This is a genomic window from Thermoleophilum album (genome assembly GCF_028867705.1).
In the GTDB taxonomy this organism is placed as follows: domain Bacteria; phylum Actinomycetota; class Thermoleophilia; order Solirubrobacterales; family Thermoleophilaceae; genus Thermoleophilum.
On sequence record NZ_CP066171.1, the window covers coordinates 1,220,876 to 1,247,547 of the forward strand.

The following is a 26,672-nucleotide window of genomic DNA, read 5'->3' on the forward strand; positions in this document are numbered from 1 at the left end:
CGTCAACGCAACCGCTGCTCGATCGCCGCGGCCGCCTGCTCGAGCGCCTCGCCGACGCGCTCGACGTGACGGCCTCCGGCCTGGGCGAGCGTCGGGCGTCCGCCACCGCCCCCGCCGATCACCGCCGCGGCGACGCGGACAAGCTCGTCGGCGCGCAGATCGCTCTCGGCAAGCTCGGGAGCGACAGTCGCCACCAGGTGAGCACGCTCGCCCGCGCCCGCCCCGAGCAGCACGACCGCCCGGCCCAGCTTCTGACGCACCTTGTCGGCTAGATCGACAAGCTCGCGGGGCTCGACTCCCGCCACAGCCTCCACCACGACCGCGGCGTCGCCGACCTGTCGCGCCCGTGCGACGAGATCCTCGGCGCGCACCTGCCCGTCGCCCGCTTGGCGGCGCTTGCGCGCCTCCTTGAGCTCGCGCTGGAGACGCTCCACCGCCGGAACGATCTCGTGCTCGGGCACGCGCAACAGTGCGGCGAGCTCGGCCAGCGCGGCGCTGCGCCGGGCAAACAGCTCGGCGGCCCCCGGCCCGGTCACGGCCTCGATGCGGCGCACGTTGCTCGCGCTCGAAGTCTCGGTTTCGATATCGAACAGACCGATCTCGGCGCTGGACGCCACGTGCGTGCCGCCGCACAGCTCGCGCGACACATCGTCGATCTCGACGACGCGCACCCAATCGCCGTACTTCTCGCCGAACAGTGCGATCGCGCCGAGACGATCGGCCTCGGCCCGGGTCGTTTCGAACGCTCGCACCGGCAGCGAGGCGCCGATCCACTTGTTGACGAGCGCCTGGATCTCGTCGACCGCGTCCCGCCCGAGGCGCTGGCCGTGGGTGAAATCGAAGCGCAGTTTGTCGGGCCCGACGTACGAGCCTGCCTGGCGGACGTGGGCGCCGAGCGTGCGTCGCAGCGCGGCGTGGAGCAGGTGCGTCGCGGTGTGGTTGCGCATCGTCCGGCGGCGTCGTTCGACGTCGACGCTCGCACGAACCTCGGCGCCGACCGGGGGCGGCTCGCCCTCCTCCAGTTCGCACACGAGCACCTGGTCGTCGGGCAGACGCACAGCGTCGACGACCCTCGCTCTCCCCCACTCGCCGGCGAGCGTGCCGGTGTCGGACACCTGGCCACCACCTTCGGGATAGAACGGACTCTCGGCGAGTTTGACGAGCAGCAGCCCGTCGTCGCGGCCGACGGCCTGGACGGTGGTGTTGGCCGCCAGCTGCTCGTAACCGACGAAGCGGGTCGCGCTCGCTGCCTGGCGTGCCACCTCGCTCGCGCGCTCGCGCCGCGCCGCGCTCTGGCCGGCCCGCCCCGCGCCACGGCGCGCGACGCTACGCGCTTCCTCCATCAAGCGGCGCACCGCACCTTCGTCGACGGCAAGCCCCTCCTCGGCCAAGAGCTCGCGCGCCATCTCGAACGGGAAGCCGTAGGTGTCGTGCAGCCGGAAGGCATCTTCCGCCGCCACCTCGCTCCGCCCCTCGGCGCGGGCGCGCTCGACGAGCTCGGCAAGGAGCTCGCGCCCCTGCTCGATCGTGCGCGAGAAGTTGCTTTCTTCGTCGCGCGCCCAGCGCAACACCGTCTCGCGCTCTTCGCGCAAGTACGGCCAGGCGCCGGCCATCAGCTCGATCACGCGCCCGTAGAGGCGCTCGAGCACGGGCTCTTCGATCCCCAGCACGCGTGCCTGCAGGATCGTGCGGCGCATGATCCGTCGCAGCACGTAGCCCCGCTCCTCGTTCGACGGGACGACGCCGTCGGCGAGCAGGAAGGTGGCGCCCCGACCGTGATCGGCGAGGATGCGCAAAGCGCGCGTCACCTTGAAGCTCTCGCCGTAGCGGCGTCCCGACAGCTCCTCGCCGAGCTCGATGAGCGGCCGGAAAAGCTCGGTCTCGAAGACCGACGGCACTCCCTGGAGCAGCGCCGCCAGCCGCTCAAGGCCGGCGCCTGTATCGATGTTCTTCTGGGGCAGCTCGTCGAGGCGGTCGCCCTCGCGCAGCTCGTACTGCATGAAGACGAGGTTCCAGAACTCGAGGAAACGATCGGTGTCGTCGCCCGGACGCTCGCTGTCCGCGCCGTAGTCGGGGCCGCGGTCGAGGTACAGCTCGGAGCACGGGCCGCAAGGCCCTGTCGGACCTGCTTGCCAGAAGTTGTCGTCGCGACCAAGGCGCACAATGCGCTCTTCGGGCACACCGACAGCGCGCCAGTACTCGATCGCCTCCTCGTCGGGGCCGAGACCGAGCGCCTCGTCACCGCCAAAGACAGTGATCCAGATGCGCTCGGGATCGAACCCGAAACCCTCGGTTGACAGTTCGAAAGCGAACTCGATCGCCTCGCGCTTGAAGTAGTCGCCGATCGAGAAGTTGCCGAGCATCTCGAAGAACGTCAGGTGGCGCGCGGTACGCCCGACGTTTTCGATGTCGGTCGTGCGGAAACAGCGCTGGCAAGAGGTGAGCCTTGGCGCGGGCGGCTTCTCCTCTCCGCGGAAGTAGGGCTTGAGCGGCTGCATCCCCGCGGTGGTGAGCAGTACCGAGGGGTCGTAAACCGACGGCACGAGCGACGCCGACGCGAGTCGTTTGTGGCCGCGCGCCTCGAAGAAGCTCAGGAACCTCTCGCGAATCTCCTCGGCCTGCATCGGCCGCAGTCTATGCGCGCTCGCAAGGAAAACTGCGCCCGCGCGGAGCGGTTCCCTGCGCAGAAGCTACAGCCTTCCTGCGCAGCGCTCGCCGCCCCCGGCCACCGGCCCGACGATGACAGCCATGACCTCTGCGCAGACGAGCGCCAGTCTCGGCGCACTTCGGGGACAGTCGCGGTGGCGGGCGGCGCGGCCGTTCTGGCGCTCGCTTCGCCGGCGCAACTCTCTCGGATCGCGCGGGCGGGCACGGGCGGTCGTTAGCGCTCGTTCGCAGCGCAGCCCTGACCCCGGCGACGCCAGCCCGCTCTCGCCTGAAGCGCGCAAGAGCGCGGTCCTTCTGACAAGACTGCTGGCCAGCGAACACGCTTACACCGCGATCCACTCGAGCGCGGTCGTGGCACTGGCCGAGGCGGTGGCGGTCGAGCTCGGGCTCGACAGCGCGACGCGCGAGCGCGTCGCGATCGCGGCGCTGCTCCACGACGTTGGCAAGGTCGTAATCCCGACCGAGATCCTCGACAAGCCCGCACCCCTTTCGGCAGCCGAACTCGCGCTGATCGAACGGCACACTCTCACCGGCGCGGCGATCATCGAACGAGCCCACCCCGAGCTGCGACCGGTGGCGGCGATCGTCGCCGCGAGCCACGAGCGCTGGGACGGAAGCGGCTATCCGCGCCGGTTACGCGGCGAGGAGATACCGCTCGAGGCGCGGATCGTTTTCGCCTGCGACGCCTACGACGCGATGACGAGCACGCGTGCCTACCGTCGCCCGCTGCGAGCAGCGGAGGCGCTGCGCGAGATCGAGCGCCACGCCGGCAGCCAGTTCGATCCGCGGGTCGCGGCCGCGTTGGTGGCGGTCGTCGAGCGGTCACGCGGCCTTTAAGACAAGGACGCCGAGCGGGCATCCGCGCCGGTAGACAGGGCGGCGCTCGCTCAGCGCAAGCAGAGCCGCGCGAGGTCGACGCCGTCGAGCGGATCCAGCGCCAGGCAGCTGGCGGTGTCGATGCGCTGCGAGAGGAGCAGCGGCCGCCGCACCGCCCCAAGCGGAACCAGCCAGCCCTCCTCTACCGCGCGGTCGACAAGCCGCTGCCAATCTTCCTCGGAGCCACCGTGCCGCCGCAGGCGCGCGAGCTCGCGCCGGGTCGCGCGGTCGACCGTCGGCAGCTCGCGAAGCAAGTAGTACGGGTGGGCGACGACAGGCCGCGCGACAGCGACCGCCGTCTGCAGGCGCGGTGTCCGCCCGGCGAAAAGGCGCCCGAGCACCGGAGCGGGCACTACGCGCAAGCGCGCGTCGAGGCCGAGCCCGCGCAAGGTCCGTACGTACTCGCGCGCGACGGGCACGATCCGCCAGTCGGCTGCGGCCGCCACCGTGACCCGCGCCGCTGTTACGCCCGCGTCAGCGAGCACGCGCTGTGCATCGTCCGGTCGCGGCTCGTCGGCACGCGCGGCCGCGCTGCACGCTGCGTCCCCCCGGTGCCCCAGCACTCCTGCCGGCAACAGATCGCAGCTCGCGTCGACGAAACCGAGCGCCAGACGCAACAGCTTGTCGTAGTCGAGCGCAGCGGCGATCGCGCGCCGCACCCGGCGGTCCCCGAACGGCCAGGAGCGCGGGTCGAGGAAGATGTAGGCGATCGCGCCGGTTTGCACGTCGCGGTAGCGACCGGAATAAGTCGAGCGCAGGATCGGCAAGCGGCCGCGAGCAGGCACCGCGCTCGCGAGATCGACACGGTTGCGCAGCGCGAGCGAGACCGGATCGCCGGTGACGGTCACCGTCTCGATCCGGTCAAGGAACGCGGGTCCGAAACCGGGAACACGCATCCCGTGCCGGCGCACGAGAACCGCGCCCGCGCGCGGCCCCACCCCAGTGAAGCGCACACGGTACGGGCCGCTCGCCGGCGGCGCGCCGCGGGCGAGCGGCGCAAGCGGCGTGGTCGCGGGCACCACCCCGCTCCACGGCTCGGCGAGCGCCCACGGCAAAGTTGCGTCCGGCCGCGCGAGGTGGATCTCGAGCAGGCGCCCCTTGTCGCGAGACACGAGACCCGCCATACGTTCGGCACGGCCACTAGCCACCGACCGCCAGCCGCGAATAGCCGCGAATGCGCGAGCGCGCCCGCCCCCGCCGCGCACGATCCGCGCGATCGTGCGCGCCACGTCGGCCGCGCGCAGCGGCCGCCCGTCCGAGAAGCGCACACCGTCACGCAGGCGCACCACGAGGACCCGGCCGCCCGCGCGCGACTCGGGCAGCCCCGCCGCGAGCGCCGGCGCGAGCCGCACGCGGCCGCCCTGCCCCACTTTCCGCCGGTAGAGCGTCGCGTAGGCGCCCCGCACCAGCGCGATCTCGGTCGGTGTCCTGGCGCGCGCCGGGTCGAGCACGCGGAGCGGTGCGGTGACCGCCACCTCCACGGAGCCGCCGCGCAGGGCGCTGCCCCGGCGCCCGTCCGCCCCGGCACACCCGCTAGCGGCGACGGCGACGACCGCCGCGAGCACAGCCAACGGCCGCCTCATGCAGCCGGCCACCGGTCAGCCGATCTCCTCGCGCAACACCTGGAGAGCGCGCCTGATGAGCCGCGACACGTGCATCTGCGAAAGTCCTACACGACGCGCGATCTCGGCCTGCGAGAAACCGAGCGTGAAGCGCATGTGCAGAATCTCGCGCTCGCGGCGCGGCAGCTGCTTGAGCGCCGGGGCGAGCGTCGCGCGTAGCTCGGAGCGCGCATACCCGGGCTCCTCGCCGCCTAGCGCCGCCAGAGCATCGGTCTCCTCCTCGTCCCCGCCGCCCTGGTCGAGCGAAGCCGGTGTGTACGCCGAGCCGAGCTCGAGCGCTTCGATCACCTCTTCGACGCTCGTTCCCAGCTCGCGCGCGAGCTCGCTCGCGCTCGGCGAGCGCCCGAGCTCGGCGCCGAGACGATCGACCGCGGCGACGACCGCCGCATGTAGCTCCTGCAAGGCGCGCGGAACGCGCACCGCCCAGCCGCGGTCACGGAAGTGGCGGCGGATCTCGCCGAGGACTGTCGGTGTCGCGAACGTGGCGAGCGAGACGCCGCGCGAGAGGTCGAAACGGTCGATCGCTTTGATCAAGCCGATCGCGCCGACCTGTTCGATGTCCTCGACCGGTTCGCCGCGCCCCGCGTAGCGACGCGCAAGGGCGCGCACGAGCGGCAGATGGCGCTCGATCAGGAGCTCTCGGGCCCGCCGGTCGCCGTGCTCGTGGTACCGGCGCAGAAGCTCGCGGTCCACGGCACCGGCTGCCATCGCTAAACCTCCCTGCGCTCCAGCTTCTCCAGACGCAACGACAGCGCCGAGCCGCGCGTCTCGACAGCGAACACGTCGACGACGGCGGCAACGATCGTGCGCAGCGACGGCAAAGCCTCCCTGCCAGCGGTACGCGGATCCCGAACACTCCCCTGCTCGCCCGCCGTGCTCTCGGGCGCCGCGAAAAGCTCGCGCAACGTCGCCGGCAGACCGTCGACCGTAGCTCCGACACGCCCGGGTTCGAGGTCGAACGCGACGCGTACCGGCAACGCGGGATCGCAGGCGGCGAGGATCGTTTCGAGCGCTAGCTGGAGGTCGTCGGCGGCGGCGAGCGTCAATTCCGCGCGCGCTGCAAGGGCGGCGACGAGCATGCGCAGCAACGGGTCGTCGTCGAACCCGAAAGTCGACTCGAGCACCACACGCTCACCGGCTTGCGGCGCGCCGATCCCACCTGCCTGCTCGCTCACCGCTTCACCGCTCCCAACCGGCGATCGTCGCCGCGCCGAGCACGAACTCCCCTGTCGCGTCGAGGAGGCAAGCGGTCTGACCGGGCGCGGGGGCGGGTGCTGGCTCGGCGAGCTCGATCGAGAAACCGTCGCCAGAGCGAACGAGGCGGGCGGAAAGCGGTCGCTGGCGGTAGCGCAACTGGACCTTGCCGACCCGGTCGGCATCGCGGTGCAACACGAGGTCTTCGGCGAGCGCCACACGGCGGGCGAGCAGCTCCTCGCGCCCGCCGACGACGACGCGGTTGTGGCGCGCATCCTTGGCCAGGACGTACAGCGGCTCGCCAGCCGCGAGCCCAAGACCGCGCCGCTGACCGACCGTGTACAGCTGGTGGCCTTCGTGCTCGCCGACGACGCGGCCCGCGCTGTCGACGATCTCGCCGCGACGGATGTTGCTGGCGGCATGGCGGCGCAGGAAACGGCGGGTGCCGAGCCCGGCCACGAAGCAGAGGTCCTGGCTCTCGCGCCGTTCGGCGACCGGCAGCTGCGCGCGGCGGGCGATCTCGCGCACCTCGCGCTTGCTACGCGTGCCGAGCGGGAACGACAGCCGCTCGAGCAGCTGCGGGCTAAGGCGCGCAAGCATGTACACCTGATCCTTGCCGCTGTCGCACGCGCGCCGCAAAAGCACCCCCTCGCCGTCATCCTCGACGCGGGCGTAGTGACCGGTCAAGAGCTTCGCCGCACCGAGGGTGTCGGCAGCGGCGAGCAGAGCGTCGAAGCGCACCTGCCCGTTGCACACGATGCACGGGTTGGGAGTGCGACCGGCGTCGTGCTCGCGCAGGAACGGTTCGACGACACCGGCGCGGAAGCGCTCGCGCAGATCGAGCGTGAAGTGCGGCAGGCCGAGCCGGTGGGCGAGGCCGCGCGCGGTCAGAACGGCCTGCGGCGAACAGCAGCTGCGCTCGGGATCGGTGTCGGGGTGCGACCAAAGCTCGAGCGTCACAGCGACGACCTCGCGCCCCTCCTGCGCGGCGAGCCAAGCGGCGACGGCGCTGTCGACCCCGCCGGACAAGGCGACGCACACCCGTCGCGGATCGGGTGCAAGAGGCGCAGCGCCGTCGGCAACGGCACGCCCGAGCGCGCGGTGCAAAGCATCAGCGGCGAGCACGGCGGCGTGCCACTTGCCCGGCGTCAGGCCGCCGACGTGGGCGGACACGTCGGCGACGCCGATCCGCCCGGCGGCGAGCACGCTGCGTCCCTCGACGAGCTCGACGACCGCTGCGGCACACGCCCGCGCCGCGCCACAGCCGTGCGCGTCGAAACCGACCTCGGCCACGACGCCGTTGTCGCAGCGTACGGCGATGCGAACGCTGTCGCCGCAGGGAGCTCCGCCCGCCACACCAGCGTGCGGCCATTCGGCGAGCGCGCCAGCGCCGCGCCGCGAGCGCAGCAGCTCGTCGAAGCGTTCGCGATCGGCGACCGAGGCTTCCACAGCGCCCAAGGGTAGGGAGACCCCGGGCTGGTCACGTGCGCGCCCCAGCCTGCCGCTGCCGGTGCGGGTGTTGGGCCTTGATCGACACGATTGGGGGCCGCCGCTTCGGCTGCTGAGCCGTGCGTGGCCTGGCCTCGGCGAGCCGCCCCCAGTACGACCCGTGGTGTTGGCTCAACCGCGCAGTAAGAGGCCGGCTGGCGAACAGGCTAGGGCTGTATCGAGGCTACCAGCGGACGGTGCACGATCAACTGCGGCCGCGCGGTCAACTACGACGGAGCGCGATCAGCTGCGGCCGGCGCCTTCCTGCGCCCGCGACGGCACGTGCGCCAACCTGATTCCGAGCTCGCGCAGCTGCGCGTCGGTGACGGGGGTCGGCGCCCCCGTGAGCGGGTCGGCCCCGCTCGCCGACTTCGGGAAGGCGATCACGTCACGGATCGACTCGCGCCCGGCCAAAAGCGCCACCAGCCGATCAAGGCCGAAAGCGATACCACCGTGCGGCGGCGCTCCGTAGCGAAGCGCGTCGAGCAGGAAACCGAACTTTTCCCGCGCCTCCTGCTCGCCGATGCCGAGCGCGTCGAGAACGCGCAGCTGCAGCTCGGGGTCGTGGATGCGGATCGAGCCGCCACCGAGCTCCCAGCCGTCGACCACCAGGTCGTAGGCGCGACTGCGCCAGGTGAGAGGATCGTCCGAGAGGTCGCCTTTCGGGGCGGTGAAGGGGTGGTGGAGCGGGTCCAGCCGCTGCTCCTCGCTGTTCCACTCGAACATCGGGAAATCGGTGACCCAGTAGATGTCGTGGCCCGACACCGTCGCCGGTGCCGCCTCGACACGCAGTGCGCCGAGCACACTCGCGGCCAGCTGCGGCCGGTCGGCGACGATGAAAAGAGCGTCGCCAGGGGCTGCCCCCAAACGCTCGACGGTGCTGTGCATCTCGGCGGGCGAGAGAAACTTCGCTACCGGCGAGCGCCAGCTTCCGCCCTCCTCAACGACAGCCCACACGAGCCCCCCAGCCCCCAGCTCGCGTGCGCGCTCGGTTAGCTCGTCGAAGCGTCGCCGCGGGAAGTCGCCTGCCGTGGCGAAACCGCGCACGCAGCCACCGTCGGCCACCGTCTTCGCGAACACGTTGAACTCGCTGGTGCGGAAGATGTCGCTGAGGTCGTGGATCTCGCGCCGCAGCCGCCGGTCGGCGCGGTCCGAGCCATAGCGCAGCATCAGCTCGTCGTAGGTGACGCGCTCGATCGGCAGTCGGACCTCGATACCGGCGAGCGCGAGCAGACGCGCCACCAACCGGTCGCAGGTGGCGATCACGTCGTCCTCGTCGACAAACGCCATCTCGATGTCGAGCTGGGTGAACTCGGGCTGGCGGTCGGAGCGCAGGTCCTCGTCGCGGAAACAGCGCGCGATCTGGAAGTAGCGCTCGTAGCCCGCGATCATCAAGAGCTGCTTGTAGAGCTGCGGCGACTGCGGCAGCGCGTAGAACGTCCCCGGGCGCAGACGTGCCGGCACGAGGAAGTCGCGCGCTCCCTCGGGCGTCGAGCGCGTGAGGATCGGCGTCTCGATCTCGACGAAACCCTCGCCGGCGAGCTGGTCACGGATCTCGCGACACACGCGGTCGCGCAACAGCAGCGCGGTGGCCATCTGCTCGCGTCGCAGATCGAGGTAGCGGTAGCGCAGCCGCGTCTCTTCGCCGAGCTGACGCGGTTCGTCGATCGGGAACGGCGGCGTAGCGCTGGTTGCGAGCACCTCGAGCTCGTCGACGACGACCTCGATGGCGCCGGTGGCGAGGTCGCGGTTGACGGTTTCCGGCGGGCGCTCGACGACCGTGCCGCGCACCGAGACGACGTCCTCGGAACGCAGCTGGTGAGCCCGCTGGTGGACGCTGGGGTCGGCGTCGGGACGAAACACAAGCTGGACGAGCCCGCTGCGGTCGCGCAAGTCGCAGAAGACGACGCCGCCGTGGTCGCGGCGGCGGTGGATCCACCCTGCCAGCCGTACCTGCGCCCCGGCATCGGCGGGACGCAGAGTGCCGGCCCAGCGGTCGCGGTAGCGGTTCGGTGCGACGGGCGCGAAGCGCGGATCGCGAGGTACGAGGTCCTTGGCGCCGAGTTCGTTGCCGCTCAAGCTGTCACCCCCGGGTCTGCACCCTCTCCGCCGCTAGCCAGCGCCCGCACGACCTCCGCTGGGCCGGCGACGGGCGTCTGGGCTCCCGAGTCGAGCATTTTCAGCTGCAGGTCGTCGCCGACGATCGCCACCGCGCGCGCGCCGACGCGATCGGCCCGTCGCAGTTGGCGCCGCAACGCACGGCCGGGTTCGGCGAGTTCCGCCGCCAGTCCGGCGGCGCGCAGCTCGCGCGCGAGCCGGAGAGCTCGCGCGACAGCGTCGCGAGCGCCTGTGGCAGTGGCGACGACCACGTCGGGACCGGCCTTTGCCGGCCCGTTAGCACCGGCGAGCAGGATGCGCTCGACACCCGCTGCCCACCCGCACGCAGGCGTATCGGGACCACCCAGCTCGGCGACGAGACGGTCGTAGCGACCGCCGCCGCCGACGCCGCGCTGCGCACCGAGCGCCGCTGACTCGAACTCGAAGACCGTGCGCGTGTAGTAGTCGAGGCCGCGCACGAGCGTCGTGTCGACCTCGTATTCGAGCCCGGCTGCGTCGAGCAACCCGAGCACCGCCCGGAAGTGCTCGACGTCGTCCGCCGCGAGCCGGTCGAGCAGACGCGGCGCCGCTGCCATCACAGCGCGCGTGCCGGCGTGGTCGGAGTCGAACGCACGCAGCGGATTGACGTCGAGACGCTCGCGCACCTCCGGTGCTAGCTCCGCCTCGCGCCCACGCAGGTAGCTGCGCAACTCCTCGGCGTACGCCTGGCGCGTCTCGGGACTGCCGAGGCTCGCGATCCGCAAGCGCAAACGTTCGACGCCGGCGCGCTCGAGGATCTCGGCGAGCAGCAGGATCGCTTCGGCGTCGATCGCGGGATCGTCGGAGCCAAGCGTCTCGGCGCCCACCTGCGTGAACTGGCGGTAGCGGCCGGCTTGCGGCGCCTCGTGTCGGAAGAACGGCCCCCAGTACCAGAGGCGCACCGGCTGCGGCCACTTGTGCATGCCGTGCTCGATGTAGGCGCGGCAGATGCCAGCCGTGTTCTCGGGCCGCAGAGTGAGCGAACGGCCCGCCTTGTCGGAAAAAGTGAACATCTCCTTGCGCACGATGTCAGTGGAGGCACCGACGCCGCGGGCGAAAAGCTCGGTGCTTTCGAGCACCGGTGTCTCGACGTAGCTGAACCCGGCGCGTTCCAGCACTTCCGCACACAGCGCCTGGAGCCAGCGCCGGCGCCCGCTGTCGGGCGGCAGCACGTCGAAGGTTCCGCGCGGTGCGCGTAGTCGCTCGGCCGCCACTTCAGCTAGCGATCTCGGCCAGGAAGGGGTTCGTGTGCCGCTCGCGCTCGAGCGTCGTCACGCCCATGTGCCCGGGATAGACGGTCGTCTCGCCGGGGAGCGTCTCGAGCAGCTTGCGGATGCTGGCGAGCAGCGTGTCCCAGTCGGCACCGGGCAGGTCGGTGCGCCCCACCGACCCGCGGAAGAGCACGTCGCCCGAAAAGAGCGCACCGCGGTCCGGCAGGGAATAGCTCACGTGGCCGGGGCTGTGGCCGGGGGTGAACAGAACGTCGATCTCGAACCCGGCGAGCTCCAGCTTCTCGCCACCAGCAACCGTGTGCTCGGCCTCCCAGCTCTCGAACGGACCGAACCCGGGCCACGGCACGTAGCTGTTGATGTCGGCGAGAACGTGGCGCTCGGCAGCGGGTACCCACACCGGTGCTCCGGTCGCACGTGCGACCGGAGCGACAGCACCGATGTGATCGAAGTGGCAGTGCGTGATCAGGATCGCCTCGACGCGGGCCTCGAGACGCTCGATCGCGTCGAGCAGCCGCTCGGCCTCGTCGCCGGGATCGACGAGCAGCGCCGGCGCACCCGGCCGGTTCTCTGCGCGCACGAGGTAGCAGTTCTCGGCCACCGGACCGACTGTGAAGCAACGCACGTCCACGGGCGCGAGCCTAACCCTTTCGCGTCTTCGTCCCGCCGCGAGCTGATCCGCCCGCTCCGCTGCGCGCCGCCGCAAGCCGCCGTTGCCGCCAACGCCAGAGCGCCTGGTCGGTGAGGTAGCCGAGCGGCAGGTAGAGCAGGAACAGAAACACCGCCAGCGCCAGCGCGTTCGCGAGCGGGCGGCCGAGCACCACGAAAATGACGCACACGAGCGCCGCCGCGATCGCCGCGCGAACCGCTGCCTGTCGCCACGTTGGCGGCCGGGCGAGCCGCTCGGCGCGTCGTTGAGCTGCAAGTTCGCGCGCCTCGCGGCGGGTCGCAGGCACCCCGCGCTTGCGCTCGATCGTGCCCGCGGGGGTGCCGCGGTGCTTGCGCCGCCTGCGCCTGCGCGTTTCGCCCATGACGGCGGGCAGGGTACCGCTCGGCGGAGCTGCGCGAGCGGTCGCGGCGAGCGCCCGCGGGCGCCCCAGCTCGGGCGGCAGCGGGGCCGCCCGCGCTAATCGTCGGCGGCGAGCGCCAGTGCGCGCTCGAGGATCTGGCGCTCGGGGTCGAAGCCGCGTAGCGGCACGTCGGGAGGGAACCCGTCGAGCGCCGCCGACGGCACGAGACCCACTATCTCGGCAGCAGCGACGGGAGCGCGGGCACGCACCGAAGCGACGATCTCGGCGAGCGGAAGCGAGAGCGGATCGTGGACGTTGAACGAAACCTGCGCGCGACCGCGCGAACGCAGCGGCACGCCGATCGCGCGCAGGCCGGCAGGCCCGCCACCGGCCTCGCGCAGCTCGCTGGCGATGCGTCGTGCCTGTTCGACGTCGTCGCTAGCGAGCTCGACGTTGAATGCGACGAGCGGCGGTCGTGCCGTGACGAGCAGCGCACCGCCGCGCGGGTGCAGCCGCAGCGGGCCGAAGTCGGGCCGCAGCTCGCCCGCTGCCATGCGCCGCGCGAGCAGAGCAGGCCCGCCGCGCCGCAGCTCGGCGCGCTCCCGGCGACCCGGAGCGGTAGCGAGCTCGCCGTAGAGGAAGGTCGGCAGCTCGAGCTCCTCGCCGATGAGAGCTGCGGCGGTGAGAGCGAGAGCTTGCGCTTTCGGGCGTGCGGTGGTGTCGGCGTAGACGATCGGCAACACGTCGACCGCACCCACACGCGGGTGCACGCCCTCGTGACGGCCGAGGTCGAGCGTGGCGAGGGCGCGTTCCACGCCGCCCTTCAAGCCGCCGAGAGCTTCGCTTCCGTACGGCGCAGCAAGCGAGAGCACGGAGCGGTTGTGGTCGGGATCGAGGTGGAGGTCGAGCAGCCGCCAGGGCGCGAAGGCGCGGGCGATCGCCACGACGAGCTCGCGGTCGCGTCCCTCGCTGATGTTCGGTACGGCGAGCAGCACGGGGATAATCTTGGGGACGACGCGGCTCCGTAGCTCAGCGGTTAGAGCGCTCCACTCATAATGGAGAGGTCGCAGGTTCGAATCCTGCCGGAGCTATAGAACAGCCGGCGGCCGCAGCGTCTGCCGGTTTTTTTGTTCGCCGCAATTCTTTGCACGCCGCAATACTTGCGATATGCAAGGATCTTCTCTGTCGACCGCCTACCCGCTCGGCCTGCGCCGCACCGTCGTGGTGTTCAGCGGCCTGATGCTCGGCATGCTGCTCGCCGCCGTCAGCCAAACCATCGTCGCGACGGCACTGCCGAAGATCGTCGCCGACCTCGGCGGTCTCGACCACTACTCGTGGGTGGTCTCGGCGTACCTGCTTGCCTCGACAGTGACGGTGCCGCTCTACGGGAAGCTGTCCGACATCTATGGCCGGCGCGAGCTCTTCGCTCTCGCGATCTGCCTGTTCATGATCGGTTCCACGGTCTGCGGCCTAGCCACCGGCATGGGCATGCTGATCGCCGGTCGCGCGGTTCAGGGTCTCGGCGCGGGCGGTTTGATTCCGCTCGCGATCGCAGCCATCGGCGACATCATCGCCCCGCGCGAACGCGGACGTTGGCAGGCGGTGACGGGTGCAGTGTTCGGTGTCGCTTCTGTCGTCGGTCCCACGCTCGGCGGTTGGATCGCCGACACCGCCAGCTGGCGCTGGGCGTTCTTCGTCGGCATGCCGTTCGGCCTGATGGCTCTCGCCGTCGTCGCCGTCGGTTTCCGGGGCGCGTTCGAGCGGCGACCGCACGAGATCGACTACGTGGGTGCTGCTCTGCTCGTGACCGGTGTCACCGCCGGTTTGCTCGCGTGCGTGTGGGGCGGGAGCAAGCTCGCCTGGACCTCACCCGTCGAGCTTGGCCTTTTCGCACTCTCCCTTGTGACGCTCGTGGCTTTCGTTGCCTGGGAGCGGCAGCGCGCCGAGCCGATCATCCCGGTCGGCCTCTTCCGCGAGCGCACGTTCGCCGCCAGCCAAGCTGCTTTGTTCACGGTGGGCGCCGCGATGTTCGGCGCGATCGTTTACGTGCCGCTGTTCGTACAGAGCGCGCTTGGCCGCAGCGCCACGAGCTCTGGGGCGGTGCTCACGCCGCTGATGTTGGGCCTCGTCGCAGCGAGCGCCGGCGCCGGACAGATCGTCTCGCGCACTGGCCGCTACCGCGCGCTGCTCGCAGCCGGACCGCTCGTGATGGCGGCCGGTTTCGGACTGCTCGCTGGTCTCGGCGCGCGCTCGACACCCGGACAGGTCACGCTCGCCCTGACAGTCACAGGGATCGGGCTCGGACTGTGCATGCAGACGTACGTCGTGGTCGTGCAGAATGCTGTGCCACGTCGACTGATGGGCGCCGCAACCGCCGCCACCCAGTTCTTCCGTCAGATCGGCGCCACGATCGGCGTGACGATCGGTGGCGCGGTGGTGTCGAGCCGGCTCGCCGACGAGCTCGCCGCCCGCCTCGGCCCGAAGGCGGCGGGAGCGAGCAGCACGCTCGCTGCACCGCGTACCGGCGGCCACGCCGAGCAGGCGCTCGCAAGCGCGCTCCCGGCACGGGAAGCGCTGGCGTCGGCGCTGCACCCGGTTTTCGTGGCCGGCGTACCGTTGCTCCTCGTGGCGTTCGTATGCGCCCTCTTCGTCGAACACATCGAGCTGCGACGGACGGTCGGCGAGTCCGCCGCCGAGGCAAGCGTCGGTTAACGAAGTGGGCGCGCACGGCGACAGCGCACGAGAAGACCGCACCCGTCCGTTGCCGGAGTCACAGCGCCTCGCCGCGGCGTTCGAGCGCATCGGGCTCGCGCTCGGCTGCGGCGACCCCGCGATCGTCGACGCCAGCGAGCGCCACCACCTCACCCACCCGCGGCGCACCGTGCTCGCTCTGCTCGCCGACCGCGGCGGGATGCGCGTCGGCGAGATCGCCCGGGCGACCGGGATGAGCGACGCCACGGCCAGCCGGACGGTCGACGCGCTGGCGCGGTCGGGCCTCGTCGAGCGACAGCCCGACCCACACGACCGGCGCAGCGTGCGCGTCGTGGCCACCTCCGCCGGCCGCCAGCTGATCGACCGCCGGCGGCGCACGTTCCTCGCCGTGCTCGCGCGCGGACTGGAGCGCCTCTCCCCTGCGGAGCGCGACCGCCTGGTGGAGCTGGTCGAAGCGCTCGCGGCGGAGCTCGACAGGCTCGGCAGCTCCCCCGCGCACGACCGTGCCGGCGACGGCGAGCACGTCCCTGCGGCAACCCGAGTGGGCTGAACGAGCGAGGCGCGCCGCTGCGCACTGGGACGCGCCCCGCCCGGCGCGATCAGTAGGCGCCGCCGCTACCGCTACCGTCCCCGCCGCCGTCGCCGGGCTGTGCCGGCGGCGGAACCTCGGGTGCGGCTGGTCCCTCGGGGGCTGGCAGCTTTGCGCCCGGGCACCCTTGCGGGCCTGGGCGATAGGGAAGCCGTACGACGACCGCCGCGCGGTTGTTGCGCTCGTTCGACTCGTACACCGAGTTCGCCGGGTCGGCGATGTGGACGTAGGCAAAGCAGCCCCGCAACCCCGTCACGTCGATCCACTGCTCGTGGTAGGTGGGCGGATAGATGTCGGACCAGCCCGGGGACGTACCGAGCGTCACGCGCTGCGCGCTCGCATCGGTGCTGCAAGCGGGATACACCGGAGCAGGCGGCGAGCGGCGCACCCACGGTCGCGTACGCCGGAGGTCGCGGAAGCAGTACGACACCTTCGGACCAACGCGCACCCGTGCAATCGCCCTTCCGCGCCGGTCGAGCCGCCAGAGCTCGAACCGAGCTGCCCGCCACACCTTCCACCAGCGCAGCCCGAGGTGCGCACGCTTGAAGTAGAGGTAGGCGCGCGTGCGCACACGGATGCGCCCCCCGCCGCGCCGGTAGATGCGCTGCCAGGCGACCATCCAGCTCGCTTTGCGGCGTACGCCGTGGAGCTCGGCGGGGCCGGACCCGATGTTGTCGATCGAGTTGCCGGCCCGCAAAAGGAGACGCCCGGGCTTGGTCCAGGTGTCGACGTAGAGGCCGAACGGCCGTTTCATCACGAGATCCGGACAGTAGAGCTGGCGCCGCTTGCGCCGGTCGAGGCAGGGGTTGGGGTCGAGCCCTGTGGGCGGTGGCGGCGGCACGAAGCGCGCCGTCGCCACCAGACCTGGGCGCTCGCGGTCGGTACCGGCGACCGCCCCGACGCTGTCGCCTAGCACGAGCGTCGCGGCGAGAGCTACCGCTGCGCCCACAGCGACGATCGCCGCCCCGCGCCCGTCGGCGCGCCGCGGCGGGCGCTCCCCCCGCGCCGCCCTGTTCATCTCCGCTTCGTTGTCGCCAGTCGTGTCGGTCGCGTGCACCCGGACGATCATGCCGGATCGGGCCGACGGTCAGGCGAGCGGGCACCGCTGCCGTGTCGGATCTCGGGGCAGTCGCCCCCGGTGCGCATGCTTCCGCGAGCCGGCGCCGGTCACGGACGCGCCTCAGCCGACCGAGGCTCACACTTGAGCCAGACGCCGCCGGAAGTGGTCAGCGCTGACCACCGCCGCCCCCAGCGCCCGGGCCGCATCGGCCAGCCAGCGGTCGGACGTAACCACGCACACCGTGGTCGGCGCCTGGCACGCGCGCAATCTCCGGACGAGCTCGAAATCGCCGGCGTCCGGACCCCGCCGGCGCGCGTGAACGATCTCGACCAAAGGCGAGCGCAGCAGCGGCCGCGGTCGGCGCTCGAACACCACGCAGACGTCGTCGCCGGTGCGCGCGACGTACGTCTCGAGCTCGGCGACGAGCTCCGCCATCGCTCGGTCGCGGTCGCGCTGCCACCCGGGCGGTCCTGCCGCGACGACGTTCATGCCGTCGACCAGCCACAGCACGCCGCCTACGTTATTTGCGCCCGCGCGCAAGGCACCCGAAAAGGAACGAGGGCGGTGCCCCCACTACACCGCCCTCGTGCTGGACGCCTCCCTTGCGGTCGGCGATTCCCCTGCCCCCTGGGGAAGTCTTTTGGCGCTTTTGCAAGGGGAAACGCAGGGCGGCGCGGAAACTTGCGGGTGCGGAGAAAAAAATTTTCCGCGCCCTTCGGTCGCTGCTCGCTTAGCGGTGGCCGCGGCTGAGAAGGTCGCGCAGCAAGCGTCGATAGGTCGCGAACGCCGGTTTCGGTGTGTAGTCGCTGCGCAATAGGCCGAAATGCTGGAACGGCAGCGGCGAAGAACTGTCGCCGTCGCGCAGGTTGAACCAGCGAAAGTCGGTAATCCGTAGCTCGCCGCGGGCGCGCCACGCCGCGCGCACCATGCGGGCCAGCGCTGTCGCCTGGTAGCGCTCGGAGCGCCCGGGGAACGTCGGCCAGCCGCACTCCTCGATCCGCAGCGGCAGACGCGAGGAGAGATGGGCGAGGCGGGCGTACTTGCGCAGCTCGCGGACGGCGGCGACCAGCGCCCGCCCCTCGTCGAGACCCGGCGACGGGGGCGGGAACACCGTGCCGGGATATGCGTCCAGACCGATCCACTGAACCGAGCGCGCGAAGCGAGCTCCACCGAGACGCCCGAGGTCGCGCCAGAACGCTCGCTCGAAGGCCGGGTCGCGGCGGTAAGCCCAGTTGAAACCGATCCGCAGATGGCGCAAGCGCAGTCGCCGCGCCTCGTCGCGCGCGGCCATCACTCCCGCAACGAGGGCGCGCCGCGCCCCCGGGAACCACCCGTCCGACGAGTCGGGCGAGAAATCGAAGTTCACCTCGTTGGCGATCTGCAGCGCCTCAACCGCGCGGATGCGCCCGAAGCGGCGCACCACCGCCCGCACGTGAGCTGTCCAGGCGCGAATATCGCCCGCCTTGCCGACCGGTGGGCGGTAGCGGACCTGGAGCTCGATCTTGTAACCGGCGGCGCCGAAGCGCCGCGCCAACCGCAGGTAGCGGGCGAACCCGCGTTCGCCGTCGGCCCAGAAAAAGCGGTTGAGGCGGAGCACGAAAGGATGCCGCGCGGGCCGCAGACGGTCAAGCCACCGCAAGGTCGCGCGCAGATCCTCGCCGACGGCGGGGGCTGGGGTCGCACCGATCTGGCCCGCCTGCGCGAGCGGTGCGATGCCGAAACGCAGCGCCGGTGGGGCAGCGGCAGCCGGGCCCGCACCCACCAGCGACGCGACTGCGGCAAGGAGCAGCGTCGTGGCCACGAGGATCGTCGTGGCCACGCTCGGGGTTAGCGTCTCGCGCCGGGCGATCGCGTTCACGCGCCCTGTTCGTACAGTCGGTGCGTTGCGCACGTTCCGCCGTCTATTAGGTCTCCTCGACCGCTACCGCGCCGCCGTGGTCGCCTCGGTGCTGTTGGCCTGCGCGGCGCTCGCGGCCGGGGTCGCTATCCCCTACGTGATCGGCCGCGCCGTCGACGATATCCGTGCCGGCGGCGCGAGGCTCGAGTTCTACGGGGCTGCGATCGCCGCGCTTGCGATCGTGCGCTGGCTCGTCAGCGTCGCCCGCCGGCTGGTGGCGGGTCGTGTCTCGCTCGGTGTCGAGCGCGACCTCCGCAACCTCATGTACGCCCACCTCCACCGCCTCGACAGTGCGTTTTTCGACAGGAGCGAGATCGGTCAGCTCGTCTCGCGCACCACGGCCGACCTGCAGTCGATCCGCTTCTTCCTCGGCTACGGCCTGGTCTTCGCGATCCAGTCGCTCGTGACGCTGGTCGTAGCGCTTGCGGTGATGGTCTGGTCGAGCCCACTTTTGACAGTTGTCGCGCTGTGGCCGGCGCCGCTCTTGATCGCCGCGGCGACACGCTTTGGCCGCCGAAACCGCCCGGCGAGCCAGCTCGTCCAGCAGCGCCTCGCCGAGCTCACCGCCGAGGCGGAGCAGTCGCTAGCCGGGATCCAGGTCGTCAAGGCCCACGCTGCCGAGGCGTGGCGCCAACACCGCTTCGCTGGGTCCGCCCGACGCCTCTACGCCCAGGCGCTGGTTTCTACCCGGCTGCGCGCGTTCTACGGGCCGCTGATCGCGTTCCTTCCTCAGCTCGGGCTGGCGACGCTGCTCGTCGTGGGCGCGCAGGCGGTGCGGTCGGGGTCGGTGACGCTCGGTGAGTTCGTCGCCTTCTACGGATACGTCGTCGTGCTGAGCGGCCCGATGCGCACGCTCGGTATGGCCCTTGGGATGGCACAGCGTGCGGTGGCTGCCGGCAACCGCGTGTTCGAGGTGCTCGATCGCCGCCCCGCGATCGTCGAACGGCGGCCGGCGCGCCCCCTACCGCGCGGGCACGGGCAGCTCGAGCTGCGCGACGTGTGGTTCGGCTACGACCCGGCACGGCCGATCCTGCGCGGACTCTCGCTCACCATCGAGCCGGGAAGCGTGCTTGGGATCGAGGGACCGACAGGCTGCGGCAAGAGCACGCTCGCCGCGCTCGTCGCCCGCCTATACGACGTCGACCGCGGGGCGGTGTTGCTGGACGGCGTCGACGTGCGCGAGCTGCGGCTCGCCGAGCTTCGTCGCGCAGTGTGTCTGGCGAGCGCCGACGCCCCGCTGCTGCCCTTGACTTTGCGCGCTAACGTCGCCTACGGCGACCCGGCGGCGAGCGACAGCGAAATCGTCGCCGCGCTCACCGCGGCCGGTGCAGAGAAGCTGCTGGAAGAGCTTCCCCAGGGGCTCGACACGCTGCTTGGCGAGCGCGGCCAGCGGCTCTCCGGCGGTCAACGCCAGCGCGTCGCGCTGGCGCGCGCGCTCCTCTTGCGCCCGCGCGTTTTGATCCTCGACGATCCGGTGGCGAGCGTCGACGCGCGCACCGAGCGCCTTATCGCCGAGCGCATCGCGCCGATCGTTCGCCGCCAGACGACGCTGATCGTCGCCCACCGTCCCGCTCTCCTCGAGCTGGCGGACCGTGTGGTGGCGCTCGACGGCGGCAAGGTGCGCGACCGTCGAGCGGGCGCCGCGGGGCGATCGAGCGCGGGCGCGCCGGGCGCGCACGGGAGGAGCACGGTCGATGCCTGACGCGCGCTCTCGCGACACCAGCGCCGAGCTTCCGGAGCACCGCCTGCGCGCCCTGTGGGCTCTGCTTGCCGGGCAACGCGGTCGCGCGCTGGCCGCGGCGACCGCGATCGTCTGTGCGACCGCCGCTTCGCTCGCGCCGCCGTATCTGGCCGGCCGCGTCGTCGACGCGGCCGCACACCACCGCGGGAACGGCACGATCGCGCTGTTGGCAGCGGCCTTCCTCGCCAGCAGCGCCCTCGTCTTCGCGACCAGCCGTGCCCAGACGCTGCTAGTCGGCATCGTCGGCCAAGCCGTGTTGCGCGACCTGCGCGTGCGCGCGTTCGGCCACCTGCTGCGCCAGCCGCTGGCGTACCACCACCGTGTCGCCACCGGAACGTCGCTGTCGCGTCTCACCAACGATGTCCAGGCGCTCGATCAGCTCCTCAGCGACGGCGCCGTGACGTTCGTCAGTGCGACGCTGACGCTCGTCGGCCTCGCCGTCGTGCTGTTCCTGCTCGACCCCACGCTTGCCGCGCTCGCATTCGGTTTCGCGCTGCCCGTCCTGGCTGCGGGTCTGTGGTTCCGTTCGGCGTCGCGCGCTGCTTACCGCATCACGCGCGAGCGGATCGCCGCGATCACCGCCTACATCCAGCAGACCCTCGCCGCAATTCGCACGAGCAAGCTCTTCGTCCAGGAGAAGCGACACCTGCGCGAGCTTGCCGAGCTCGGCGAAAGCAACGTGGCGGCGAACATGCGCACGGTCCGCCTCAACGCCGCCTACTTCCCGGGCGTCGAGCTTCTGACGGGGCTCGCCACGGTGGTGGTCGTGGTGGTCGGCGGCAAGCGCGTGCTCGACGGTGCGACGTCGATCGGCACGCTGGCGGCGTTCGTCTTTTACCTCCAGAACTTCTTCGATCCCGTCCAGCAGCTTTCGCAGCTTCACACCACCTACCAAGCGGGCGTCGCCGGTCTCGACCGCGTGCTCGAACTTTTGCGGCGCGAACCCGAGCTCGACGACCCGCCACGTCCGCGCCCACTCCGCCGCGCCCGACCCGCGGTGCGCATCGTCGAGGCGAGCTACTCGTACGACGGTGCGCACCGGGTGCTGCACGGGGTTTCGCTCGCTCTCGCGCCGGGACGCACGGTGGCCCTGGTCGGCCCGACCGGCGCGGGCAAAACGACGCTCGCACGGCTCGCCTGCCGGCTGATCGATCCCGACGACGGCGCCGTCCTAGTCGACGGCATCGACGCCCGCGAGCTCGCCCAGGCCGAGCTGCGCCGGCGTGTGCTGCTGGTCCCGCAGGAGCCGTTCCTGTTTCCAGGCACGATCGCCGAGAACATCGCGCTCGGCGATGCGCGCGCCGGACGCTCCGCGGTCGAGGACGCGGCGCGTGCCGTGGGTGTGCACGCGACGATCGAGCGTCTGCCGGCCGGCTACGACACCGACGTCGGCGAGGCCGGGGGTCGCCTGTCGGCGGGCGAAAGACAACTCGTGTGCCTTGCCCGCGCGGTGCTCGCCGACCCGGCGATCCTGATCCTCGACGAGGCGAGCTCGGCCGTCGACGCCGCCACGGAGGCGCACGTGCGTGCTGCGCTCGCACGGTTAAGCGCTGGGCGTGGAGTTCTGGTCATCGCCCACCGCTTGGCGGGCACGGTGCGCGCCGACGAGATCGCGGTGCTCGAACACGGGCGGCTCGTGGAGCGCGGCTCCCACCGGCAGCTGCTCGCCGCCGGCGGAGCCTACGCCCGCCTGTGGCGGGCATGGGTCGAGGGGTCCAGCAACGGGGCTGGTGCGGCTAGACTCTGACGCGTCCCGCGCCGTGCGCGCCGCGGTGCCAGAGCTTCACCGCCGCGGGCCGGCGCAAAAGCGTTGGGGAATGGTGTAACGGCAGCACGACGGGTTCTGGCCCCGTTAGTCCAGGTTCGAATCCTGGTTCCCCAGCTGTAAGACGCGGCCAGCTGCAATACGCGGCGCGCTGGCGCCCAGCCCGCGGCGAGCCGGACAGTCGTTTCGCGCCCCGCTAGAGCGCCGCTAGGTCGCTGGAAGGGTCCGCGAGCCGGTCGCTGTCGACCGCGTGGCCGGACTCGATCAGGCGTCGCGCTTGTTCCAGCTCCCCGGAGCGGCCGCCCGCGGTCAGGGCGGCACGCACCCGACCGTCGGCGACGTAGAAGACGGTGAACGACCCGTCGTCGAGCGAGCCGCGCACGACCGCCTCGCCGCCGCCCGAACCGACGTACTCGAGCGAAAGCCAATCGGCGAGGTCGCTAAAGAAGTACGGGACGGTGTCGTAGGGCTCGTTCGCCCCGAGCAGGTTGCGGGCGGCGTGGCGGCCGTGGTTGAGGGCGGTATCCCAGTGCTCGACGCGCAGCGGACCGCCGTGCAGCGCGCTCCGGTACTCGCAGACGTCGCCGGCAGCGTAGATCCCCGGCGCGGACGTCTCGAGCTGCTCGTTGCACGCGACTCCCCCGGTTTCTCCGAGCGCGAGACCGGCTCGCCGCGCGAGCATCACGTCGGGCACCGCCCCGACGCCGACGATCACACAGTCGGCCGCGATGCGTTTGCCGCTCTTGGTGACCACCGCCCGCACGCGCCCGTCGCCCTCGAAGCGCTCGACCTCTTCGCCGCCGTGCGTGACGACACCACGGTCGCGCAGCAACCCGCCGATCGCTCGGCCGACGACAGGCCCGAACTGGCGCTCGAGCGGCTCGTCCTCGAGCATCACGAGCTCGCAGGGCTTGTCCCAGCGCGACGCGATCGACGCTGCGCACTCGCACGCGATGAAGCTCCCGCCCACCAGCGCGACGCGCTCGGCGCGCTCGACGTCGGCACGGATCGCGTCGGCGTTGCCGAACGTCCGCAGATAGTGAATCCCCTCGAGATCGGCGCCCTCCGCCCGCAAGCGGCGGACGTTCGCACCGGTGGCCAGCAGAGCGCCGCGCTTCCAGCGTACGGTCTCGCCGTTCGAAAGCTTCGCGCTGCGTTCGCCGGGATCGATCGCCATCACCGAGGTGCGGGTAGCCAACTCGATCGCGCGCTCGGCGTAGAAGCTCTCCGGCTTCCAGTAGGCGTCAGTGCGCTGTTGTTCGCCGCGCAGATACTCCTTCGAGAGCGGCGGCCGGTCGTAGGGCGGGTCGGGTTCGCGGCCTACCAGCAGGATCGCGCCGTCGGCGCCCGCTTCGCGCAGCTCGGCGGCACAGGCGGCGGCGGCCAGGCCGCCACCGACGATCAGGAAATCGACCTCGCGGACGGCGGTCATCAAGCCGCCTCCGGGCGACTGCGGAAGATGTCGGTGACCTGGTTTTCCAATCCCACGTCGAGCACGACGAGCACCTCGTCACCTGGCTCGATCACCGAATCCGGGTTGGGCACGAAGCCGTTTCCGTTGCGGAGAATTGCGGTGACGAGCGCACCGTCGGGCAGTTCGAGGTCGCCCACCCGGCGTCCGGCAGCGGGACTGCCAGCGTCGACCTCGAGCTCGATGATCTCGAGCTGCTCGGCGGGCAGGTCGAGGAGGTGTACGAGGCCGTACTCGGGAACCTCGTGCTCGATGAGGCGCAGGATAAGGTCGGTGGCGGAAACCACCGGGCTGATCCCGAGCAGCTTGAAGTGCTGGAGGTTGCGGGGGTTGTTGCAGCGCGCGACGATCCGCGGGACGCCGTACTTCTCGCGCGCGACCTGCGAGATGAGGATGTTGTCCTCGTCGTCGCCGGTCACCGCGATAACGAGATCGGCGCGCTCGATGCCGGCGCGCTCGAGCACCCACAGCTCGGACCCGTCGCCGTACTGGATTGCGTGTTCGAGCTCCTCCTCGACGATCTGGTAGCGGCGCAGGTTCGACTCGATGACGGTGACCTCGTGGCCCTTGTTGATCAGCTCGCGCGCAAGGTTCCAGCCGACCTTGCCGGCGCCGACGATGATCACGTACATCGGTTTCGCCATCGCTAGCCGGCGACGCCTTCGAAGCGGATCTGACCGTAGACGGCGGCGCGCATCAGGTCGATCGCGGTCTGGGTGGGACAGACAGTCTGGAGTCCTTGCTCGGAGTACCAGCGAGCACGCAACGGGTCGAGCACGCGCACCACGACGCGCTCGACGTTGAACTGGCGCTTGGCGATCTGCGCTACGACGAGGTTGGTGTTGTCGCCATCGGTGGAAGCCACGAAGGCGTCGGCTTGCTCGATGCCCGCCTCCTTGAGGGCGTCGAGCTCGAGCGCCGTGCCAACGGTGAACCGTCCGCCACGTTCCTCCCACGTGAGGTCGCTGCCCTGGTTCAGCAGCTGGATCGCTTCCGGGTCCTCGTCGAGTACCGACACCTGGTGGCCGTCGGCGAGAAGCGCCTTGGCGATCGCCGATCCGACCCGTCCCGCTCCGACGATGAGCACGAACATCGAGGGTTCACTCTATCGGCACCTCTGGGCAAGCGCGTGATCTACCGTCACGCGCGCACAGCCGTGCGCACCCGGCCGCTGTCGACGAGAGCACGAGCCGGGCTTTCGGCGGCCACCGCCGCGCACAGCGAACGCCACGGCCTAGGGCGCGACGCCGACGCGCTCGCCTTCCTCGCCGGCGGGCGGTGCCGTGAGGATCACACGGCAAGGCGCCTTCTCGAGCACATAGCGAGTGAGCTCGCCGAGCGTGCGGTCGCGCGGCGAGCCACGTCCGCCCAGCACCCGCCCCCCGCGCGTGCGCGACGGTGCCTCGGCCGCCAAAACGATCGCCTCGACGCCGCGACGACGCGCCTCCTGGACGATCGCTTGCCCTGCCTGGCGCGTGCGTACGACCGCCGTCTGCACATGCACTCCCTCGTACTCCTCGCCCACCGCGCGAGCGCGCTGCAGCGCCCGACGGGCCGTCTCGAGCCGCTCTTCGGGCAGGGCCGCGTCGAGCGGCAGCGAGAGCGGGATCTCGAGCGGATAGATCACCTCGAGCATCGGCGGCCCCTCGGTCTCGTCAGCCTCCTCCGCGGCGAGCCGGCCGGCCGTGCCGACGATCTCGACGTCCATCGGATCACCCGTCACCGGGACGAGGATGCTGCGGTACTCCTGCTCCAGCGGTTCACGCAGCACCGACTCGGGCACCCGGAAGCGCTTCGTCAGCGGCTTGCCGCTTGTCCGCCGGTAGCCGACGTAGAGTGCGAGACCCACGGCGAGCCACGCCAACCCGAGCCAGCGGGCGCCGGGGTGCAGCACGAGCACGCTCACCCATCCCGCTGCTGCGAGGAGCGCGCCCAACAAGGTCGGCAGCGGCACGACCGCGCCGCGCACGCGGATCCCGAGCGGAACCCGAAACGGCCGCTGTCGTGCACCTTCCCGGAAGCGCAGGACGAGCACCGACAGGTGCGCGATGGTGAATGCGAGTAGAGCGCCGAACGCGTACAGCCCGAGCAACAGATCGACGTCGCCGGCGAGGGCCAGCACGAACGCCAGCGCCGCCGCGCCGCCGATCGCCAGGTACGGCGTAGCCCAGCGGGGATGAAGGCGCCCGAGCGCGCTCGGCACCTGTTGGTTGGTCGCCAGCGAGTAGGTCAGCCGTGCAACGCCGAGAAGCTGCGACGTGACCGCCCGGCCCAAGACCAGCGTGGCGAGCAGCACCACAGCTACACGCGCTACCTCGCGCAGCGCTTCCGGTTCGAGCACCGTGGCGATGCCTAGCACCGGTGTCAGCAGGTACTCGTCGCTAAGGGGGGTGCGGCCGTCGCGCGCGGGAAGGAGCGACAGCGCCACGAGCGAGATCGCGCCGAGCAGGAGCAAGACCGAGATGGCGCCCGCACCCACCGCCCGACGCAGCGCTCGCCGCGGCAGCCGGACCTCCTCGGCAAGCCCCGAGGCGGCCTCGATACCGGTGGTGGCGACCGTGGCGAGCGCCGCCGCGAACGCGAGGTCGGCGAGCTCAGGCCGGCTGCCGAGCTCGACATCGGCGAAGGGATCGGCCAGCGTCGGTCCGAAGGCGAGCGCGAGGACGGCTAGCAACAGCACTGCGAGGAGGTTGACTACCCCGATCCGAAACGAGCGACGCAACCGTTCGACACCGAGCCCGCGCACGTTGCGCACGGCACCGAGCGCGAGCAGCAGCGCGGCGATGCCGATCTCGGCGGCTCTCGTGTCGAGGGGATCCCACAGCGCGCCGAGGTAGTGCGGCACGGCGAGCGCACAAACAGCAGCGACGATCAGGTAGTCGAGCACGATCGCCCATCCCGCGACGAAACTCACAAGCTCGTTGAAGGCGTAGCGCGCGAACGTCGACGCACCGCCCCGCTCGGGGTGGAGCACGTTGCCTTCGACGTAGGTGAGGGAGGTCAAGAAGTAGAAGAAGGCGACAAAGACGAGCACGAGCGGGGTGAGCCCGAGCGCGTCGCGCGTCACCACACCGAGGGCGAAGTAGACGGCCGCCGAGACCGTCCCGACCGCGACGCCAACGATCGCCGGTTCGCCGATGCCGCGCGCGATCGTCGCTTCCAGCTGTTCCAAGCGCGCCTCCCGCCCCTGGTCGCTACCGGGGCGCGACACGTGA

At 71.3% G+C, this 26,672-nt stretch carries 22 protein-coding genes and 2 tRNA genes; 7 read left to right on the forward strand and 17 right to left on the reverse strand.

The window, feature by feature from the left end; genetic code table 11:
- Positions 1-2 precede the first annotated feature (2 nt).
- A complete protein-coding gene (gene alaS, locus JDY09_RS05745; protein ID WP_274715972.1) occupies positions 3-2,624 on the reverse strand; it encodes an alanine--tRNA ligase in 2,622 nt (873 codons plus the stop codon).
- A 124-nt stretch (positions 2,625-2,748) separates the two neighbouring features.
- Here alaS and JDY09_RS05750 point away from each other — a divergent pair, with 124 nt between their 5' ends.
- Positions 2,749-3,504: an HD-GYP domain-containing protein gene (locus JDY09_RS05750; protein WP_274715973.1), complete on the forward strand. Its 756-nt coding sequence runs from the start codon at positions 2,749-2,751 to the stop codon at positions 3,502-3,504.
- Between the two features lie 50 nt (positions 3,505-3,554).
- Here the strand turns inward: JDY09_RS05750 and JDY09_RS05755 are convergent, their stop codons facing one another.
- The 9 genes from JDY09_RS05755 to JDY09_RS05795 all read right to left on the reverse strand — a co-directional run bounded on the left by JDY09_RS05755 (position 3,555) and on the right by JDY09_RS05795 (position 13,217).
- Positions 3,555-5,126, reverse strand: coding sequence for an ABC transporter substrate-binding protein (locus JDY09_RS05755; protein ID WP_274715974.1), 1,572 nt, complete (start codon positions 5,124-5,126; stop codon positions 3,555-3,557).
- 15 nt (positions 5,127-5,141) lie between these two features.
- Positions 5,142-5,873, reverse strand: coding sequence for a SigB/SigF/SigG family RNA polymerase sigma factor (locus JDY09_RS05760; protein ID WP_274715975.1), 732 nt, complete (start codon positions 5,871-5,873; stop codon positions 5,142-5,144).
- Between the two features lie 2 nt (positions 5,874-5,875).
- Positions 5,876-6,340: a hypothetical protein gene (locus JDY09_RS05765; RefSeq protein ID WP_274715976.1), complete on the reverse strand. Its 465-nt coding sequence runs from the start codon at positions 6,338-6,340 to the stop codon at positions 5,876-5,878.
- A gap of 4 nt (positions 6,341-6,344) precedes the next feature.
- Positions 6,345-7,808 carry a tRNA 2-thiouridine(34) synthase MnmA gene (gene mnmA / locus JDY09_RS05770; protein ID WP_274715977.1) on the reverse strand — a complete coding sequence of 488 codons (1,464 nt, stop codon included), beginning with the start codon at positions 7,806-7,808 and terminating at the stop codon, positions 6,345-6,347.
- A 282-nt stretch (positions 7,809-8,090) separates the two neighbouring features.
- Positions 8,091-9,926: an aspartate--tRNA ligase gene (aspS, locus tag JDY09_RS05775; RefSeq protein ID WP_274715978.1), complete on the reverse strand. Its 1,836-nt coding sequence runs from the start codon at positions 9,924-9,926 to the stop codon at positions 8,091-8,093.
- The gene (gene hisS / locus JDY09_RS05780) at positions 9,923-11,197 is read right to left on the reverse strand and encodes a histidine--tRNA ligase (RefSeq protein WP_274715979.1); all 1,275 of its coding nucleotides are present in this window, start codon (positions 11,195-11,197) and stop codon (positions 9,923-9,925) included. The genes aspS and hisS overlap by 4 nt, the downstream gene beginning before the upstream one ends.
- A gap of 1 nt (position 11,198) precedes the next feature.
- Positions 11,199-11,843: an MBL fold metallo-hydrolase gene (locus tag JDY09_RS05785; protein ID WP_274715980.1), complete on the reverse strand. Its 645-nt coding sequence runs from the start codon at positions 11,841-11,843 to the stop codon at positions 11,199-11,201.
- Between the two features lie 10 nt (positions 11,844-11,853).
- A complete protein-coding gene (locus JDY09_RS05790; protein ID WP_274715981.1) occupies positions 11,854-12,243 on the reverse strand; it encodes a hypothetical protein in 390 nt (129 codons plus the stop codon).
- A 95-nt stretch (positions 12,244-12,338) separates the two neighbouring features.
- Positions 12,339-13,217 carry a hypothetical protein gene (locus JDY09_RS05795; RefSeq protein WP_274715982.1) on the reverse strand — a complete coding sequence of 293 codons (879 nt, stop codon included), beginning with the start codon at positions 13,215-13,217 and terminating at the stop codon, positions 12,339-12,341.
- A gap of 23 nt (positions 13,218-13,240) precedes the next feature.
- On the opposite strand from JDY09_RS05795, the gene JDY09_RS05800 reads away from it, so the two are divergent.
- The 3 genes from JDY09_RS05800 to JDY09_RS05810 all read left to right on the forward strand — a co-directional run bounded on the left by JDY09_RS05800 (position 13,241) and on the right by JDY09_RS05810 (position 15,484).
- Positions 13,241-13,313: transfer RNA gene (locus JDY09_RS05800), tRNA-Met, on the forward strand.
- 76 nt (positions 13,314-13,389) lie between these two features.
- On the forward strand, positions 13,390-14,934 hold the full coding sequence (locus JDY09_RS05805; protein WP_274715983.1) for an MDR family MFS transporter: 1,545 nt from the start codon (positions 13,390-13,392) through the stop codon (positions 14,932-14,934).
- Between the two features lie 4 nt (positions 14,935-14,938).
- The gene (locus JDY09_RS05810) at positions 14,939-15,484 is read left to right on the forward strand and encodes a MarR family winged helix-turn-helix transcriptional regulator (RefSeq protein ID WP_274715984.1); all 546 of its coding nucleotides are present in this window, start codon (positions 14,939-14,941) and stop codon (positions 15,482-15,484) included.
- A gap of 49 nt (positions 15,485-15,533) precedes the next feature.
- Here the strand turns inward: JDY09_RS05810 and JDY09_RS05815 are convergent, their stop codons facing one another.
- The 3 genes from JDY09_RS05815 to JDY09_RS05825 all read right to left on the reverse strand — a co-directional run bounded on the left by JDY09_RS05815 (position 15,534) and on the right by JDY09_RS05825 (position 18,402).
- Positions 15,534-16,592: a hypothetical protein gene (locus JDY09_RS05815; RefSeq protein WP_274715985.1), complete on the reverse strand. Its 1,059-nt coding sequence runs from the start codon at positions 16,590-16,592 to the stop codon at positions 15,534-15,536.
- Between the two features lie 126 nt (positions 16,593-16,718).
- Positions 16,719-17,093: an NYN domain-containing protein gene (locus tag JDY09_RS05820; RefSeq protein ID WP_274715986.1), complete on the reverse strand. Its 375-nt coding sequence runs from the start codon at positions 17,091-17,093 to the stop codon at positions 16,719-16,721.
- A gap of 220 nt (positions 17,094-17,313) precedes the next feature.
- The gene (locus tag JDY09_RS05825; protein WP_274715987.1) at positions 17,314-18,402 is read right to left on the reverse strand and encodes a hypothetical protein; all 1,089 of its coding nucleotides are present in this window, start codon (positions 18,400-18,402) and stop codon (positions 17,314-17,316) included.
- Here JDY09_RS05825 and JDY09_RS05830 point away from each other — a divergent pair.
- From JDY09_RS05830 to JDY09_RS05840, 3 genes are all read left to right on the forward strand, one after another.
- Positions 18,377-20,182 carry an ABC transporter ATP-binding protein gene (locus JDY09_RS05830; protein WP_274715988.1) on the forward strand — a complete coding sequence of 602 codons (1,806 nt, stop codon included), beginning with the start codon at positions 18,377-18,379 and terminating at the stop codon, positions 20,180-20,182. The two genes, JDY09_RS05825 and JDY09_RS05830, sit on opposite strands and share 26 nt — an antisense overlap.
- Entirely contained in the window at positions 20,175-21,968 is a 1,794-nt protein-coding gene (locus tag JDY09_RS05835; RefSeq protein WP_274715989.1) for an ABC transporter ATP-binding protein, read from the forward strand. Before JDY09_RS05830 ends, JDY09_RS05835 begins: the two co-directional genes overlap by 8 nt.
- 64 nt (positions 21,969-22,032) lie before the next feature.
- Positions 22,033-22,103 (forward strand) — tRNA-Gln (locus JDY09_RS05840).
- A 79-nt stretch (positions 22,104-22,182) separates the two neighbouring features.
- Here JDY09_RS05840 and JDY09_RS05845 read toward each other — a convergent pair.
- The 4 genes from JDY09_RS05845 to JDY09_RS05860 all read right to left on the reverse strand — a co-directional run bounded on the left by JDY09_RS05845 (position 22,183) and on the right by JDY09_RS05860 (position 26,629).
- The gene (locus tag JDY09_RS05845) at positions 22,183-23,418 is read right to left on the reverse strand and encodes an NAD(P)/FAD-dependent oxidoreductase (protein ID WP_274715990.1); all 1,236 of its coding nucleotides are present in this window, start codon (positions 23,416-23,418) and stop codon (positions 22,183-22,185) included.
- Positions 23,418-24,101 carry a potassium channel family protein gene (locus JDY09_RS05850; protein ID WP_274715991.1) on the reverse strand — a complete coding sequence of 228 codons (684 nt, stop codon included), beginning with the start codon at positions 24,099-24,101 and terminating at the stop codon, positions 23,418-23,420. Before JDY09_RS05850 ends, JDY09_RS05845 begins: the two co-directional genes overlap by 1 nt.
- A gap of 2 nt (positions 24,102-24,103) precedes the next feature.
- Entirely contained in the window at positions 24,104-24,550 is a 447-nt protein-coding gene (locus JDY09_RS05855) for a potassium channel family protein (RefSeq protein ID WP_274715992.1), read from the reverse strand.
- Between the two features lie 141 nt (positions 24,551-24,691).
- Positions 24,692-26,629 (reverse strand): amino acid permease, encoded by a 1,938-nt coding sequence (locus JDY09_RS05860; protein ID WP_274715993.1) that lies wholly within the window; start codon positions 26,627-26,629, stop codon positions 24,692-24,694.
- Positions 26,630-26,672: the final 43 nt, after the last annotated feature.

Excerpts from the sequence above, each read along its gene's own strand:
- JDY09_RS05855 (WP_274715992.1), bottom strand. The coding sequence starts at position 24,550 with ATGTTCGTGCTCATCGTCGGAGCGGGACGGGTCGGATCGGCGATCGCC.
- JDY09_RS05805 (WP_274715983.1), top strand. The coding sequence starts at position 13,390 with ATGCAAGGATCTTCTCTGTCGACCGCCTACCCGCTCGGCCTGCGCCGC.
- JDY09_RS05750 (WP_274715973.1), top strand. The coding sequence starts at position 2,749 with ATGACCTCTGCGCAGACGAGCGCCAGTCTCGGCGCACTTCGGGGACAG.
- JDY09_RS05850 (WP_274715991.1), bottom strand. The coding sequence starts at position 24,101 with ATGGCGAAACCGATGTACGTGATCATCGTCGGCGCCGGCAAGGTCGGC.
- alaS (WP_274715972.1), bottom strand. The coding sequence starts at position 2,624 with ATGCAGGCCGAGGAGATTCGCGAGAGGTTCCTGAGCTTCTTCGAGGCG.
- JDY09_RS05755 (WP_274715974.1), bottom strand. The coding sequence starts at position 5,126 with ATGAGGCGGCCGTTGGCTGTGCTCGCGGCGGTCGTCGCCGTCGCCGCT.
- JDY09_RS05760 (WP_274715975.1), bottom strand. The coding sequence starts at position 5,873 with ATGGCAGCCGGTGCCGTGGACCGCGAGCTTCTGCGCCGGTACCACGAG.
- JDY09_RS05845 (WP_274715990.1), bottom strand. The coding sequence starts at position 23,418 with ATGACCGCCGTCCGCGAGGTCGATTTCCTGATCGTCGGTGGCGGCCTG.
- JDY09_RS05835 (WP_274715989.1), top strand. The coding sequence starts at position 20,175 with ATGCCTGACGCGCGCTCTCGCGACACCAGCGCCGAGCTTCCGGAGCAC.
- JDY09_RS05790 (WP_274715981.1), bottom strand. The coding sequence starts at position 12,243 with ATGGGCGAAACGCGCAGGCGCAGGCGGCGCAAGCACCGCGGCACCCCC.
- JDY09_RS05815 (WP_274715985.1), bottom strand. The coding sequence starts at position 16,592 with ATGATCGTCCGGGTGCACGCGACCGACACGACTGGCGACAACGAAGCG.